Raw genomic sequence first — 15379 nt, 5'->3', positions numbered from 1 at the left:
CGTTTCATACGAATGTGACGCAGTCTCGCCCCAAGGATATCAAGGGGTCGGGGCGATGCGGACATATCTGGTGGTGATCGACGACAGCCCGGAGGCGTCGCTGGCGCTGCGCTTTGCGGCGCGGCGCGCGGCGCGGACGGGCGGCGGCGTCATGGTGCTCGCCATCGTCCCTCCCCAGGATTTCGTCGCCTTTGGCGGCGTCCAGGCAACGATCGAGGCCGAGGCGCGCGAACATGCCGAGCAACTGGTCGCCGCCGCCGCCGACGCGGTCGTCAAGGAAGCCGGCGTGACGCCCCAGATCATGGTGAAATCGGGCAAGCCCGTCGATGTCGTGCGCGAAGTCATCGGCGCGAGCGACGAGATTGCCGCGCTCGTGCTGGCCACTGCCGCCACCGGCGCGCCCGGCCCGCTGGTGTCGCATTTCACCGGACAGGATGCGGGCACGCTCCCCTGTCCGGTGATGCTGGTGCCGGGCGGGATCGACCTCGCCCGGCTCGATGCGTTGAGCTGATGCGCGTTCAGACGGTAACGGCAGCGGCAGGCGCTACAGCGCCCTTCCATTCGAGAATCGCAAAGCCGAGCACACCGAGCGCCTGAACGGTTACGACCGTGATGCCGAGGCCGGTCATCTGGCCCGCGAAAGTTGCGAGCACAGCAAAGCTCGCGGCAACCCAGCCGAGGTTGCCGATCGCGATCAGCTTGACGAGCGCGGCGTTCGGCACCGCCTGACGCGCGGCGACGATCATCAGCAGCGCGGCGGCAAGGCATATCCAGCCGCCGATCGAAACCACCTGCGCGGGCAGGCCAAACAGCGCGCCGACGGGGTCCGCGGCCAGCAGGCCTGCGGCAAAAACCCCGGCGCAGGTGACGGCATCGAGGACAAGAATGGTTTTGAGATTGCGGATCGACATGGTGATTCTCCTTTCGACCCGCTCCAATTGGACCCGAAAGCGAATGGCGTCGATTACGCCCAGGGTAATGGAAAAAGCGAAGGCCGAGGTATAGCTGCCGTTACGAAGGAGACAGGCCATGACCCCCGCACCCGTCGGCGAACAGCTTCGCGAATGGCGCATCCGACGCCGGATGAGCCAGATGGACCTGGCACTCGATACCGAGATTTCGACCCGGCACCTCAGCTTCATCGAGACCGGGCGCTCGCGGCCGAGCGCATTGATGCTGCAACGGATTGCCGATTGCCTGGAGGTGCCCAACCGCGCACGCAACGCGATGCTGCTGGCGGCAGGCTATGCCCCCGATTATCGCGAACGCGATCTCGACAGCCCCGAAATGGCGGGCATGAAGGCGATCGTCGACCATGTACTGAAAGGGCACGAACCATATCCCGCGCTCGCGGTCGACCGGCACTGGAACATGATCGCCGCCAATGGCGCGGTCGCGCTGCTCACCCGGCTCGCGGCGCCCGACCTGCTGGAACCGCCGGTCAACGTGCTTCGCGTTGCGTTGCACCCCGACGGGCTGGCGCGACATATCGTCAATCTTGGCGAATGGCGCGCGCACCTGTTCGAACGGCTCGATCACCAGATCGACGCAAGCGCCGATGCGGGGCTGGTCGCGTTGCGGACCGAGCTGGCGGGCTATGGCGACGGAGCGGACGGACATGACGGCAGCGCGGCAAACGGGATCGCGGTGCCGCTGATGCTCGACACGCCACTGGGGCAGATCCGGTTCGTATCCACGGTGACGATCTTTGGCACGCCGGTCGACATCACCCTGTCCGAACTGGCGATCGAGGCCTTTTTCCCGGCGGATGCGGAAAGCGCGGCGCTGTTGCGGGAAATGGCCGGACAGTAGACCATATCTTCATTTTCGCCAAAGCGGGAAACCAGCAAGGGATCAGCCGACGCCCGCTCTGGATTCGCGCTTTCGCGGGCATGCCGACGGGGTGGATCAGCGACGCTTGCCCTTATGCTTGATGTTCGTCGGTCGCCCGCGCTTGCCGACCATATGCTTGCCCGCCTTCTTCACCCCGTCACGTCGCGGCGGCCGATTGCGGAAACCTTCGTCGGGCGCGTCGGGCAGTGCAAAGCGCAGTGCGCCACTTACCGGATTGGCATCCATCAGCCTGAGTTCGAGCCGCTGGCCAACGCTATAGCTGACGCGGCCATGTTCGCTGTCAAGCGTCCGCGCCGCCTCGTCGTAAAAGAATCGCTCGCTGCCCAAGGTCGATACCGGCACCAGCCCGTCGCCGCCCAAACCATCGACGGTTGCGAAAAAGCCGAACGGCTGCACCCCCGTGATGCGCGCCGCGACAACTTCCCCCACCTTGCCCGCCAGATATGCCGCGACATAGCGATCGACCGTCTCGCGCTCGGCCTCCATCGCGCGGCGTTCGAGCGCACTGATCGCCTCGCCGATGCGCGAAAACCCCTTGGCGTCGGCCTCTCCCAACCCGGTTTTCGCAGGCAGTCCCTTGGGCTTGCCCGGCGCTTCCAGGCGGTAACTGTCGACCAGTGCGCGGTGGACGATGAGGTCGGCGTAGCGGCGGATCGGCGAAGTGAAATGCGCGTAGGAACCGAGCGCGAGTCCGAAATGCCCCGAATTGGCGGGGCCATAATAGGCCTGCGTCTGGCTGCGCAGGATAGCCTCCATGATTTCCGGCAGGCGGTCGTCGCCCGCAAATCCGTCGATCAGGCGGTTGAACACCGCGGGCGTGATGACCTGCCCCAGGGCAAAACGCTGATCGAACGTCTCCAGATAATCCTTCAGGCTGACGAGCTTGTCGCGGCTCGGCGGTTCGTGGATGCGGTACATCACGGGCGATTTTTTCGCCTCCAGCGCCTTCGCCGCCGCGACGTTTGCCGCGATCATATAATCCTCGATCAGCCGGTGCGCGTCGAGCCGTTCGCGCACGCGGATTTCGGCGATGCCGCCCTGCTCGTCGAGGATGACCTGCCGTTCGGGCAGATCGAGGTCGAGCGGCGCCCGCGCCGCGCGCGCCTTGGCGAGCAGTTTCCAGCAGGCCCACAGGTTCTGGAGCGCGGACAAAATCTCCCCTTCTCCTCCAGGGAAGGGGGTCGGGGGGTGGACGCTATCGGTGCGACGCGGCGCGTTGTCGGGAGCCCCCACCCCACCCCTTCGCTCGAAGGGGAGGAGCTTGCCCGTGTCGATCATCGCCTGCGCATCCTCATAAGCGATGTTCGCGCGCAGCCGCACCAGCGCGCGCGCGAAGCGCCATGACGTCACCTTGCCGTGCCTGTCGATGACGAGATGGCATGCCATTGCGGCGCGGTCCTCACCCGCTTTCAGCGAGCAGACACCGGCCGAGAGCGTCTCGGGCAGCATCGGGACGACCTGGTCGGGGAAATAGACGCTGTTGCCGCGCCGCCGCGCCTCGCGGTCGAGCGCGCCGCCGGGACGGACGTAAAAACTGACGTCGGCGATTGCGACGATGGCGCGGAAACCACCCTTGTTGCCGGGGTTATCGTCGGGGATCGCCCAGACGGCATCGTCATGGTCGCGCGCGTCGACGGGGTCGATCGCGACGATTGGCAGGTCGCGCAGGTCCTCGCGTCCGTCGGGGGTCAGCGGCAGTTTCGCCGCGCGCTCGGCCTCGTCGATGACCTCGTCACCAAATATGTGCGGGATTTCATGCTTTGCGATCGCGATCATGCTGAGCGAGCGCGGCGCGAAGGGATCGCCGATTCGGTCGATCACGCGCGCCTTCGTCGCCGGGCCGCCCCCCGACAGTTCGGCACGGACAAGGTCGCCGATCGCCGCATCGCCCATGTCCGACACCGCGAAGTCGAAACGCGCGCGCTTGTCGGCGGGGCGCAGCCAGATCATCGGCTTGCCGCCGGGGCCGGTGTCGGAGACGAGCACGCCGATGATCGTCTCTCCCCCCGCCTGCAATGTTTTCATCGCGTGCGCGACATGGCCGCTGCCGCGCTCCTCGGTCCGCGCAAGGATGCGGTCGCCGATCCCCAGCGCGCCGCGCCGCCCCTTCTCCATCACGCGCAGCCGCGGCGGCGCCCCGGCGCCCTCCCAGCGATCGGGCACCGCCCAGACGGCATCGCCCTCGACCGCCGCGACGCGCAGCACGGTGACACGCGGCAGGCCGCCATGCTTGTGGAACGCCCGCCCGGGCGCCATGTCGACAAGCCCTTCGTCGGTCATGTCCTTGAGCAAGGCTTTGAGCGCGATCTTGTCGGCGCCCCGTAGCCCGAAATGCTTGGCAATCTCGCGCTTCCCGATCGCGCCGGGACTGTCCTCGATAAAGCGCAATATCTGGTCGCGCGAGGGAAGGCCGGGCTGCGGCTTGGGCTTTTTCATCTAGCGTCGCCTGTCTGGTTCACGCGGAGGCGCGGGAGCGCGAAGAGGCCGCATCGGCCGGGAAACAGCCTTCTCTTTGCCGCGCCATGTCGCGCCGGTCGATCGATTATCGGGCGCCTCGGCGCTCGCGCTCATCTCCGCGCCTCCGCGCCTCGGCGTGAACAATATCAATAGGTCCGCCCGATGAGCACCCGCTCGACCGCGGGTTCGCCGGTAAAGAAGCAGGCGCCGTCGGCGGGCGCGGCGTCGAGCGGGGTGTTGCGCATCGTCAGCTTGAGCGCCTTCAACTGCTCGACGATCCTTTCAAGCTTTTCGCCGGTCGGGCGCGACCACTGCACCTCGACCCAGCCGACGAACTTGTCGTCGCCGCCGTAATGGTCGGCAAGGTCGGTGACATCGCGGCGGATATTCGCGTCGAGCCGCGCCTTGGCTTCGGCGTATAGCCCGGCCTGAATATCCTCGAGCATTGCGGCCGCGTCGCCGATGAACGCATCTTTCGGGATGAAGGCCGAATTGAGCTTCCCGCTGTCCTGATACAGGCGATCGCGGCGGATCACCGCGACATTGCCGCCCGCAACATCGCGCGGGCCGACCTCGACGATGATCGGCGCGCCCTTCTTGACCCAGCCCCAGCGTTTCGTCTGCGCCTTGTTCGCGCCGGTGTCGAGCAGCACGCGCACCGGCTCGCGGAAGGCATCGAGCGCCTTGAGCCGCGCTTCCAGGTCGCGGCAATAATCGAGGATTGCCGAGTCATCGTCAGTGTCGCGCAGCATCGGGACGATGACGATCTGGAACGGCGCGATGCGCGGCGGGCAACGCAGGCCATCGTCGTCGCCATGCGTCATGATGACGCCGCCGATCATTCGCGTCGACGTGCCCCAGCTCGTCGTATGACACAGGCTGTGGCCGCCGTCCCTGTCCTGGTAACGAATGTTCGCCGCTTCGGCGAAGCCGGTGCCAAGATAATGCGACGTGCCGGCCTGGAGCGCCTTGCCGTCCTGCATCATCGCTTCGATCGAATAGGTCGCGACCGCGCCGGGAAAGCGTTCATTCTCTGGCTTTTCACCGGCAATCACGGGCATCGCCAGCACATCCTCGGCAAAGGCGCGGTACATTCCGAGCGCGCGCAGCGTCTCGGCCATGGCGTCGTCCCTGTCGGCGTGCGCAGTATGGCCCTCCTGCCACAGAAATTCGCTCGTCCGCAGGAACATGCGCGTGCGCATTTCCCAGCGCACGACATTGGCCCACTGGTTGACCTTCAGCGGCAGGTCGCGCCAGCTCTGCACCCAGCGGTTCATCGCCGAGCCGATGACGGTTTCCGAAGTCGGACGGACGATCAGCGGCTCTTCCAGCCTCGCGTCCGGATCGGGAACAAGCCGCCCCTTGCCGTCGGCGATCAGCCGATGATGGGTGACAACGGCCATTTCCTTTGCAAAACCATCGACATGATCGGCTTCTTTCTCAAAGAAGCTCAAGGGAATGAACAGCGGGAAATAGGCGTTCTGAACGCCCGCGTCCTTGATGCTTGCATCCATCAACGTCTGGATGCGTTCCCAGATGCCATAGCCCCACGGCTTGATGACCATGCAGCCGCGCACGCCCGATTCCTCGGCAAGGTCGGCTTCGGCAATCACGTCCTGATACCAGGCCGCAAAGTCGGCCTGACGGGTTACGCTGAGCGCATGTTTGATCATCGGTCCTGTTTCTATACTCGGGCGCGGAATGGCGCGGCGCTTATTTCTTCTCGGCCAGTTCGGCCTTGAGTTCGGCGATCTCGGCCTTCAGCGCCGCAATCTCGGCGTCCTTTGCCTTGCTCGCTCCCGGAAGGAACGCGCCCGCGGCCTGCTGAAAGATTTCCATGTTTCGTCGGGTCAGCTCGGCAAGCGGGCTGGCGCCCAACGCCCCTTCGAACGCCGCGCGGACATCCTGCTGATTCTTGCGGAAAGCCGCCATCGACGCTTCCAGATATTGCGGTACCATCGCCTGCATCTTGTCGCCGTACATGCCGATCAGCTGACGCAGGAACGACACAGGCAGCAATGTTTCACCGCGCGTTTCGGTGTCCATGATGATCTGCGTCAGCACATTGTGCGTGATGTCCTCGCCGCTCTTGGCATCGACGACGCGGAACTCGCGCCCGTCGCGAACCATCGTGCCGAGATCGTCGAGCGTGATGTAGCAACTGCGCTCGGTGTCATAGAGCCGCCGATTGGCATATTTCTTGATCGTGACGACATCGTCGTCGGCCGTCCCCTTGGACTTCGCCATGATGATCCCAGCTCCTGCACATCCCGGTTTCGTGGCAGCCGCGCCGTTCCGGACAAGTCTGGGCGTTAGCACCAAATGATGATGCGTCGCAACATGCGGCGCGGATGATTTCGGCGACTCGATGCGCGCGTCCTTTTGCAAAGATCGCGGTCGCGGCACGATGCAGAGACAGAGTCCCAAGGCGCCGACAGGGCGGCGGCTTTCGGTGTTTGCTTCAGCGATGCCAAGCCGCGCATCACAACCTTCGATGCAATATAGTTACATCAGTAACCATACATACGTAATATTTTCTCATATGAACCGGTTATGATGTGCATTCCTGTCGTCACCGGCTAACCATATTATCCGCCGTCTCGCGCTGGATGGTTGCGACACTGTTGCGCAAATGTCACAGATGTTCTGAGTTCACGACGTTGCGACACAAAACTGCCATGAAGGGCTTGTGCCTAGGGCATTTTCGGTCTTTCTGAGAGGCAATCCGTTCCTCTCTGATTTCGAACGGGCCAACCGGGGAGTTATTCAATGACAAAGTCGCACCTGCTTATGGGTGCTGCTGCCTTTGCAGTAGCCATATCTGTCAGCCAGCCCGTTTTTGCGCAGGACACGGCCGAAGGCTGCGTCGATGCGAATGAAAATGGGGTGTGTGATGCCGACGAAAACAGTGACCGCTCGATCGTTGTCACCGGCTCGCGTATCGCCCGGCCGACGCTCGAATCCTCCGTTCCGCTCACGTCTGTTTCGGTCGATGAACTGACGGACACTGGCGATGTGTCGCTTGGTGATACGCTCAACGACCTGCCCTCGCTCCGCTCCACGTTCAGCCAAGGAAACTCGACCCGTTTTATCGGCACCGCCGGTCTCAATATCCTCGATCTTCGTGGTCTCGGCACCGCCCGCACATTGGTGCTGGTGAATGGCAAGCGGCACATTACTGCGCTCCCTGGCAGCTACCTGGTTGACGTGAACACCATTCCCGTAGACCTGTTGGAAAGGGTGGATATTGTCACCGGCGGCAATTCGGCGATTTACGGCTCCGACGCCGTCGCCGGCGTTGTCAACTTTATCACCAAGAGGGACTTTGAAGGAATCAATCTGCGCGCTCAGGGCGGTATCTCATCGCGCGGCGACCGCGGCAACGTCTTTATCAGCGGAACTTTCGGCCGCAATTTTGCCGATGGCCGCGGCAATGTCGCCGTCTCTGCGGAATATGCCGAATCGGACGCGCTCTATTTTACCGATCGCGACAAATTGACGGGCGCTTATTCGGGGCGGTGCCAGTTCCAGCTGACCGACGTCACGACGGGCGAGCCGGCTGCAGGCGACGGCATTCCGGACAATACCTTCCTGTGCGGCATCAACAACGCGTCGATCAGCGATGGCGGTACGATTGGTGCAATTGACCCGGCCTCCAGCGCTACGCGCCGCTATCTGCGCTTCGGTCCTGACGGGAATATTTTCATCGATACTCCTGACCGTGCCTTCTCACCCTTCGGATCGGGCAATCAGCAGGGCGGCCAGGGATCGACTCTGCGCAACACCGGGCAGCTGGCGGCCGGATTGAAGCGTTATGCGATCAATCTGCTCGCGCATTATGACGTCAGCGATGCGTTTCGCCCGTTCATCGAGGCCAAATATGTCCACGTCGACGCCGTGCAGGAAGGCCAGCCAAGCTTCTGGCAGGGCAGCATTCCCGGCTTCTTCGGTGGCGGGGTCAACCTGCGCTGTGACAACCCCTTCCTGACCTCGCAGGCGTTCAACACACTTCGCAGCTTTGGTGTTTGCAACGCGACGCCGGATTCGCGGGCCTTTGCCATGTCGCGGTTCAACGTCGATTTCGGGGGGCGCGGCGAATTGCACGATCGCGACACCTTCCGTATCGTGGGTGGCGTCGAAGGCACGTTCAACGACGACTGGAATTATGAAGTCTCGCTGAACTATGGCCGTCTAGAGACCAAGATGCGGTCTCTGAACAATCTCAAACTGTTTGACCTCAACGGCAATCCGGATGGCTTCCTTCTGGCGCTTGATGCGACGCGCAACGCACAGGGGCAGATAGTCTGCCGCGTTAATGCCGATGCAAGCACCACCAACGATCGTCCCGATTGCGTGCCGATCAACGTGTTCGGTTTCGGCGCGCCGAGCCAGGCTGCGCTCGATTTCGTCAACACGACGGCCATCCGCAAGGAAAAGGCCGAAGAGTTCGTGGCCTTGGCCAGCATCGGCGGCGACCTGTCGCAATTGTTCGAATTGCCCGGCGGTCCGGTCGGGTTCGCGTTGGGTGCCGAATATCGCGAGGAGACCGCCTCATCGGCATTTGACGAGCTGACCGCCAGCGGCGGCACGTTCCTCAATGCCATCCAGCCGTTCACGCCGCCCAAGCTGACGGTGAAGGAAGCGTTTGGCGAAATCAGCATCCCGCTGCTCGCCGACGCACCCCTGGCAAAGGAACTTACCGTCAGTGCGGCGGCTCGCGTTTCCGACTACAACACATCGGCTGGTACGGTTTGGGCCTATAACGTCCAGGGTCTCTACGCGCCGATCGCAGACGTTCGCTTCCGCGCGGCCTATGCGAAATCGGTTCGCACACCCACGCAATCGGACCTGTTTTCGCCGCTCAGCCAGAACTTTGCGCAAATCGCCGACCCGTGCGACAGCCAGAATATCGGCAACGGCCCCAATCGTACCGCGAACTGCGCGGCTGCGGGTGTGCCGGCTACCGTAACGCCTGCTGTGGAGGCCGCCTGTTCCTCGACGGCGTTCAACAACCCCGTCGGTTCGCCCTGGGTGAACTGCACGGCGCGCACGTCGTCGACCAGCTTTCAGCAGGGTGGCAACCCGACCTTGCAGAATGAAATCGGCAAGAGCCTGACGATCGGGGCCGTGTTCGAACCAAGCTTCCTGCCCGGTTTCAACTTCACGGTCGATTATTACAAGATCAAGGTGAAGAGCCTGATCGCGACGCTGACGGCGCAAACGATCATCAACCTGTGCTACGACAGTCCAAACGGGATCAACAACCAGTTCTGTGCGACGATCAATCGCGATCCGGCAACCGGCCTGTTTGATCAGACCGCTGGAGCGGTGATTTCGGGTGGCGTCAACTTTGCGGCGCAAAAGACCGAAGGCATCGACTTCGACATGGCCTATCGCCGGACGTTCGATAACGGGCATCGCCTGTCGCTGCGTGCCATCGCTACCCATCTGCTGCGGCTCGACAACTTCACCGATCCGTTGAATCCCAACAACCCCAACCGTCAGATGAGCGAACTTGGCGACCCGCGCTGGGCAGCCAATGCCAGTATCAACTATGATTTCGGCGATCTCGATCTGAGCTGGTCTTTGCGTTATATCGGCAAGCAAACGATCGGGACGTGGGAGGCACAAAACTCCTATAAGGGGCCGTGCCCGTCCACCGGGACCATCCCCGGCGGCGGCACCTGCACGCCCGGAGACATCGTGACCCTTCCGCCGCAGAATGCTGACCAGTTTCCACAGATATATTATCCCGATGCCCTGTATCACAATTTCCGGGCGAATCTGGAAGTGGACAAGAAGTTCAACTTCTACGTCGGCATCGACAATGTGTTCGACAAACAACCGCCGCTGGGACTTCTCGGCACTGCGGCCGGCGATCCTTATGATAGCTTTGGTCGTTACTTCTACGCCGGTATCAAAGCGAGCTGGTAATAGTTTGGAAATTGGACAAGAACTCGCCGCCTTCCTTCGGGAAGGCGGCTTTTTCTTTGCTTCACGATTTCAATGCGACGACGAATGGATGCAGGTTGCGCAGGTCGATGTTCAGCACATAAGACGCCCGAACCTGGTTCCCAGTCCGGTTAGAAGTTCATATTGCGACAAGCCGGTGCCGACCGCGAGCGTGGGCAGGTCGTAATCGATTGCCAGCCAGTCGCCTTCGCGCAACCCTTCTGCGCCGCTCGCGTCAAAGGCGGTCAAATCCATCGACACCCGCCCGATCAGCGGCAACGCGCGGCCGTGCCATGTTGCACCGCCCGAACCCGCGTGGCAGCGCAGATAGCCGTCGGCATAGCCCATGTTGGCGATCGCGACGCGCGTATCGCGCGCCGCGCGCCATGTCGCACCATAGCCGACGCTTTCGCCCGCCCGAACGTCGCGCAGTTGCAGCACGCGCGCTTCGGGATAGACGACTTGCCCGATATGACCCCGCGCTTCCTCGCGCGGCGTGCCGCCATAAAGGGCGATACCGGGACGCGTCAGGTCGAAGGCATAATCGACGCCAAGACAGATACCCGCGCTGTTCGCAAGGCTGTAGCGCCGCGCCGTAACGCGCGCGCGAACGGCGCGGAAGGTCGCGACTTGTCTCGCATTCTGCTCGCTATCCTCATCCGCCGAAGCGAGATGGCTCAGCAATGTGTCAATGGCCAGCCCGTCGAGCGCGCCGCTCAACGCTTCTTCGATGCGCAGACCAAGGCGATTCATGCCCGTATCGACCATCACGTCGCACGGCTGCCCCTCCCCCGCTTCGCGCCAGCGCTGCACCTGTTCGACGCTGTTCAGCACGGGCCGCGCGGGGAGCAGCCGCGCCGCCACCATATCGTCCGCCCCGACGCCGTGGAGCACCGACAGCGAAACACCCTGGGGCAGCGGCATCAGCGCCGCGGCCTCGGCCCAGGTCGCGACAAAGAAGTCGCGGCAACCCGCGACGGCGAGCCGCGCCATCACCGCGCGCGCGCCGAGTCCATATCCGTCAGCCTTGATCGCCGCGCCGCACGCCGCCGCGCCGCTTTTCGCGGCAAGCCAGCGCCAGTTGGCGACCAGCGCGGCGGAATCGAGACGGAGGCGGAGCGGCGGAGCGATGGCGATCATCCCCCCGCCCCTATACGGCTTCGGGCGCCGCGCCAATGGGGCGCGTCAGTTCGCGGACGCCCCCCCATGCCTTGCCCGGTCCCACTGCCCCGCGACGGGATCCTTGAGCATGAAGGCCGTGATCAGAAACGCCCCAAGCACGACGACCCAGGTATACCAGAGCCCGGCGTAGGCATTGCCCGTCTTGGCAATGATGAAGCTGGCGATCAGCGGCAGAAATCCGCCAAAATAGCCGGTCCCGATATGATAGGGAATCGACAGCGACGAATAGCGGACATGCGGCGGGAACATTTCGGACAACAGCGCCGCGACGGGGCCATAGGTGAAGCCCGACAGCGCGCTGAGGCCGAGCAGCGCGAGGAAGATGATCGCAATCCCGCCGGGGTCCGGAACCTGCTTCGCAAAATCATAACCCATCGCCTCGAGCGCGGGCCGGAGCAGCGCGGGATCCTCCCCCGCGACTTCGCGGCCGCCGATGCGGACGGCGACACTGTCGAGGCCGCCCGGCGTCTCGACCACCGCATAGGGCACGCCAAGTTTCGTCAGTTCGCCCAGCGTTCGCCCGCACGCCGTGGCCTGGCTCTGCGCGAAAGGATCAAAGCTGCACTGCGAACCGGTGACGACGACCGGCGCCCTTGCCGCCGCGGCGGTCAGCGCGGGATTGCCGACGCTCCCCATCCACCAGAACAGCGGGAACAGCAGCAGCAGCGTCGCGCCATAACCCCAGACGATCGGCTTCTTGCGCCCGATGCGGTCGGACAGACGCCCTGCCCAGATAAAAAATCCCATGCCGATCGCTGCCGCGGCCCCGACGATGATTTCGGCGGCGGTATCCTCGACCTTCATCGGGCCTTTGAGGAAGGAGAGGCCGGAGAACATCGCGGTGTACCAGATCACCGTCAGCCCGGCGGCAATGCCGAACAGCGCGATGAAGATGCGCCGCGGATTGCCCGGATAGGTGAAGCTCTCCTTCAGCGGATTGCTGGCGATCTCACCTTCTGCCTTCATCGCCTGGAACACCGGGCTTTCCGACAGCTTGAGCCGCATCCACAACGAAATACCGAGCAGGATCAGCGACAGCAGAAAAGGCACGCGCCACCCCCAGCTTTCCCAAACCGCGTCGGGCATCATCGCCTTGCAGCCGAGCACGACGACCAGGCTGAGCACGAATCCGCCGACGACGCTCGCCTGGATGAAGCTGGTATAGAAGCCGCGCTTTCCGGGCGGCGAATGTTCGGCGACATAGATCGCCGCACCGCCATATTCGCCGCCGAGCGCCAGACCCTGCAATATCCGCAGCAGGATGACGATGATCGGCGCCGCGATGCCGATCGTTGCCGCCGACGGAATCATGCCGACCCCCGCGGTGGCGATGCCCATCAGGGTGACGGTGACGAGAAAGGTATATTTACGCCCCAGCCGGTCGCCAAGGAAGCCGAAAAGCACCGCACCCAATGGCCGGAAACCGAAGCCGACGGCGAACCCTGCCCAGACGAGCAGGGTTTCAAGCGTCGCATTGTCGCTGGGGAAAAAAGCCCTGCCGATAATCGCCGCGAGCGTGCCGTAAATGAAAAAATCATACCATTCGAACACCGTCCCCGCCGACGACGCGGCGATGACCATGCGGATTTCCTTTTGCGTCGGCTGATAGGCCGCGCCATGATTGGCGACGGCAACTGCGTCGGTCATATGCTCTCCCCTGCCCCTTGCGGGCTTTGCGCCATCTCTAACGGGCGGCGGACGCTGCGCAAGCCTTCTTGGCGTCGCGCCGTTCCGGTGGCAGGATGCCTTTCATGCAATTCATCGACCTGTCCATCCCGATCACCAACGATGTCGTCTCCGACCCGCCGGTGATGCGCCCGCAGATCAGCTATATGACCCACGAACATACATGGGAACAGATCGCGATGTTCTTTCCCGGCCTGACGCGCGATGACCTGCCCGATGGCGAAGGCTGGGCGGTCGAGATGCTGTCGCTAAGCACGCACAACGGCACGCACATGGACGCACCGTGGCATTATCATTCGACGACCGATAGCGGCGCCTCCCCTGCCCCGTCGATCGACGAAGCCCCGCTCGACCTCTTTTTCCGTCCAGGCGTGAAGCTCGACTTTTCGGATCGTCCGCACGGCCATGTCGTGAGCAGTGCCGAGGTCGAGGCCGAACTCGCGCGCATCGGCCACGACCTGCAACCGCTCGACATCGTGCTCGTCCAGTCGGGCGCGGTCTATGGAACCGACAATTTCACCGATCAGGGATGCGGCATGGGCGCCGAAGCAACCTTGTATCTGACCGAGCGCGGCGTGCAGGTCGTCGGCACCGACGCGTGGAGCTGGGACGCGCCGTTCAGCCATACCGCGCGGCGCTGGGCCGAAACGCGCGACCCGTCGATCATCTGGGAAGGGCATAAGGCGGGACGCATCCGGCCCTATTACCAGATTGAAAAGCTGACAAACCTGTCGGCGATCCCCGCGACGGGTTTCACCGTCAGTTGCTTTCCGGTGAAGATCGAGCGCGCGAGCGCGGGATGGATCAGAGCCGTGGCGTTGGTGGATGGCTGAACCGGACGGCCTTTAACGACCGGAACCAGCCGACACCCTGTGCAAGCGGGCGCCGCTGACGGCTTACGCAGCGAGGCAGCCCAGAATAACGCCGGCGGCCGGTGCCACCTGCCGGGGACGACGGCTTACCGGAACGCCCTTCCCGGTTCATCGCTGACATGGTCAGAACAGCCGCGACCCGTTCGGGACCGCGCGGTCGGGCGCAAAAAGGATGACCGCACCGTCTTCATCGGCGAACCCCGGGGTCAGCACGTCGGACCGGAACGTGCCAATCTGGCGCGGAGGGAAGTTGACCACCGCCGCGACCTGCCGCCCGACCAGTTCGTCCAGCGTGTAACGATCGACGATCTGCGCGCTGCTTTTCTTCACGCCGATCACGGGGCCAAAGTCGAACTTCAGTTTGAACGCGGGCTTGCGTGCTTCGGGAAAAGCGCCCGCTTCGACAATGGTGCCGATACGGATGTCGACGCGCAGGAAAATGGCTGTTCCTTGCTTCAGCGCGGGGAACAAGAAACTGCGATGCCGCGACAATCTCGGTGCAACCGGGCCGGGGAATTACTCCATCTCCAGAATCACCGCATCGACAGCCAGGCTGTCGCCCTGCGCCGCGTTGACGCTTTTCACCACGCCCGCCTTCTCGGCGCGCAGGATATTTTCCATCTTCATCGCCTCGACCGTCGCAAGCGGCTGGCCCGCCTCGACCTTGTCACCTTCGCCGACGTGCAGCGCCACCAGAAGTCCCGGCATCGGACAGATGAGATATTTCGACAGATCGGGCGGGATTTTCTCGATCATATGCCGGGTCAGCGGCGCAACATGCCACGGCAGGACGCGGACGTCGTGAATGCGCCCGCGCGTCGTCATCGTCCAGCCGGTGCGTGTTCTGGCGACCTTCACGGCCAGTTCGCCGTCGTCGATCTCCGCCACCACCAGCCGGTCACCGGGCGTATATTCGAGCGCGATGTCAAGCTTGTCGCCATCGACCTTGATATGCTTGCGGCCAACCTTCACCTTGTGGTCCCTGCCGCCGACCGTCACCTGCCATTTGGCGGGCGGATCCAGTCGGTCGCCGAGTTGGCCGTCGGTGCGGCGGGCGCGGTCGGCCTCCGCCGACGCCATGAAGCCGGCGATTGCGGCGAGTGCGCGCGTCACATCCTCGTCCGCGTCGGCGCCGTGGAAGCCTTCGGGATATTCCTCGGCGATGAAACCGGTCGTGAGCTCGCCCGAACGAAAGCGCGGATGCTGCATGATCGCCGACAGGAAATCGATATTGTGGCCCAGCCCCTCGATCTCGAAACGGTCGAGCGCCGCGACCTGCAAATCGGCCGCCTCGTCGCGGGTCTTGCCCCACGTCACCAGCTTGGCGATCATCGGGTCATAGAAGATCGACACCTCGCCGCCCTCCTCGACCCCGG

12 protein-coding genes are annotated in these 15379 nt (G+C 63.6%); 4 read left to right on the top strand and 8 right to left on the bottom strand.

Annotated features, from left to right (window positions below; translation table 11 throughout):
- Positions 1-55 precede the first annotated feature (55 nt).
- Positions 56-511 (top strand): universal stress protein, encoded by a 456-nt coding sequence (locus tag HUW43_RS01325; protein WP_188235747.1) that lies wholly within the window; start codon positions 56-58, stop codon positions 509-511.
- A 7-nt stretch (positions 512-518) separates the two neighbouring features.
- Here HUW43_RS01325 and HUW43_RS01320 read toward each other — a convergent pair whose 3' ends face one another.
- Positions 519-911 (bottom strand): hypothetical protein, encoded by a 393-nt coding sequence (locus HUW43_RS01320; RefSeq protein WP_188235746.1) that lies wholly within the window; start codon positions 909-911, stop codon positions 519-521.
- A 118-nt stretch (positions 912-1029) separates the two neighbouring features.
- Here HUW43_RS01320 and HUW43_RS01315 point away from each other — a divergent pair, with 118 nt between their 5' ends.
- Positions 1030-1812, top strand: a complete 783-nt coding sequence (locus HUW43_RS01315) for a helix-turn-helix domain-containing protein (protein ID WP_188235745.1) — start codon at positions 1030-1032, stop codon at positions 1810-1812.
- Between the two features lie 96 nt (positions 1813-1908).
- Here the strand turns inward: HUW43_RS01315 and HUW43_RS01310 are convergent, their stop codons facing one another.
- From HUW43_RS01310 to phaR, 3 genes are all read right to left on the bottom strand, one after another.
- Positions 1909-4290, bottom strand: a complete 2382-nt coding sequence (locus tag HUW43_RS01310; RefSeq protein WP_188235744.1) for a ribonuclease R family protein — start codon at positions 4288-4290, stop codon at positions 1909-1911.
- A 167-nt stretch (positions 4291-4457) separates the two neighbouring features.
- Positions 4458-5984, bottom strand: coding sequence for an aminoacyl--tRNA ligase-related protein (locus HUW43_RS01305; protein WP_188235743.1), 1527 nt, complete (start codon positions 5982-5984; stop codon positions 4458-4460).
- Between the two features lie 40 nt (positions 5985-6024).
- Entirely contained in the window at positions 6025-6558 is a 534-nt protein-coding gene (gene phaR / locus HUW43_RS01300) for a polyhydroxyalkanoate synthesis repressor PhaR (RefSeq protein ID WP_188235742.1), read from the bottom strand.
- 522 nt (positions 6559-7080) lie between these two features.
- Between phaR and HUW43_RS01295 the strand changes: the two genes are divergently transcribed.
- On the top strand, positions 7081-10245 hold the full coding sequence (locus HUW43_RS01295) for a TonB-dependent receptor domain-containing protein (RefSeq protein WP_188235741.1): 3165 nt from the start codon (positions 7081-7083) through the stop codon (positions 10243-10245).
- A gap of 111 nt (positions 10246-10356) precedes the next feature.
- Here the strand turns inward: HUW43_RS01295 and HUW43_RS01290 are convergent, their stop codons facing one another.
- Both HUW43_RS01290 and HUW43_RS01285 read right to left on the bottom strand, forming a co-directional pair.
- Positions 10357-11403 carry an alanine racemase gene (locus HUW43_RS01290; protein ID WP_188235740.1) on the bottom strand — a complete coding sequence of 349 codons (1047 nt, stop codon included), beginning with the start codon at positions 11401-11403 and terminating at the stop codon, positions 10357-10359.
- A 45-nt stretch (positions 11404-11448) separates the two neighbouring features.
- A complete protein-coding gene (locus tag HUW43_RS01285; RefSeq protein WP_188235739.1) occupies positions 11449-13092 on the bottom strand; it encodes an MFS transporter in 1644 nt (547 codons plus the stop codon).
- A 104-nt stretch (positions 13093-13196) separates the two neighbouring features.
- Between HUW43_RS01285 and HUW43_RS01280 the strand changes: the two genes are divergently transcribed.
- Positions 13197-13964, top strand: coding sequence for a cyclase family protein (locus tag HUW43_RS01280; protein ID WP_188235738.1), 768 nt, complete (start codon positions 13197-13199; stop codon positions 13962-13964).
- A 162-nt stretch (positions 13965-14126) separates the two neighbouring features.
- Here HUW43_RS01280 and HUW43_RS01275 read toward each other — a convergent pair whose 3' ends face one another.
- Positions 14127-14474, bottom strand: a complete 348-nt coding sequence (locus HUW43_RS01275; RefSeq protein ID WP_317450801.1) for a tRNA-binding protein — start codon at positions 14472-14474, stop codon at positions 14127-14129.
- Between the two features lie 45 nt (positions 14475-14519).
- The coding region (locus tag HUW43_RS01270) for a biotin/lipoyl-containing protein (protein ID WP_223181182.1) at positions 14520-15379 on the bottom strand (860 nt) is incomplete at its 5' end.

This window comes from Sphingopyxis sp. LK2115 (assembly GCF_014595975.1).
GTDB lineage: Bacteria > Pseudomonadota > Alphaproteobacteria > Sphingomonadales > Sphingomonadaceae > Sphingopyxis.
The sequence above is the reverse complement of the archived record's forward strand: the minus strand, read 5'-3'. Positions and strand labels throughout refer to the sequence as shown.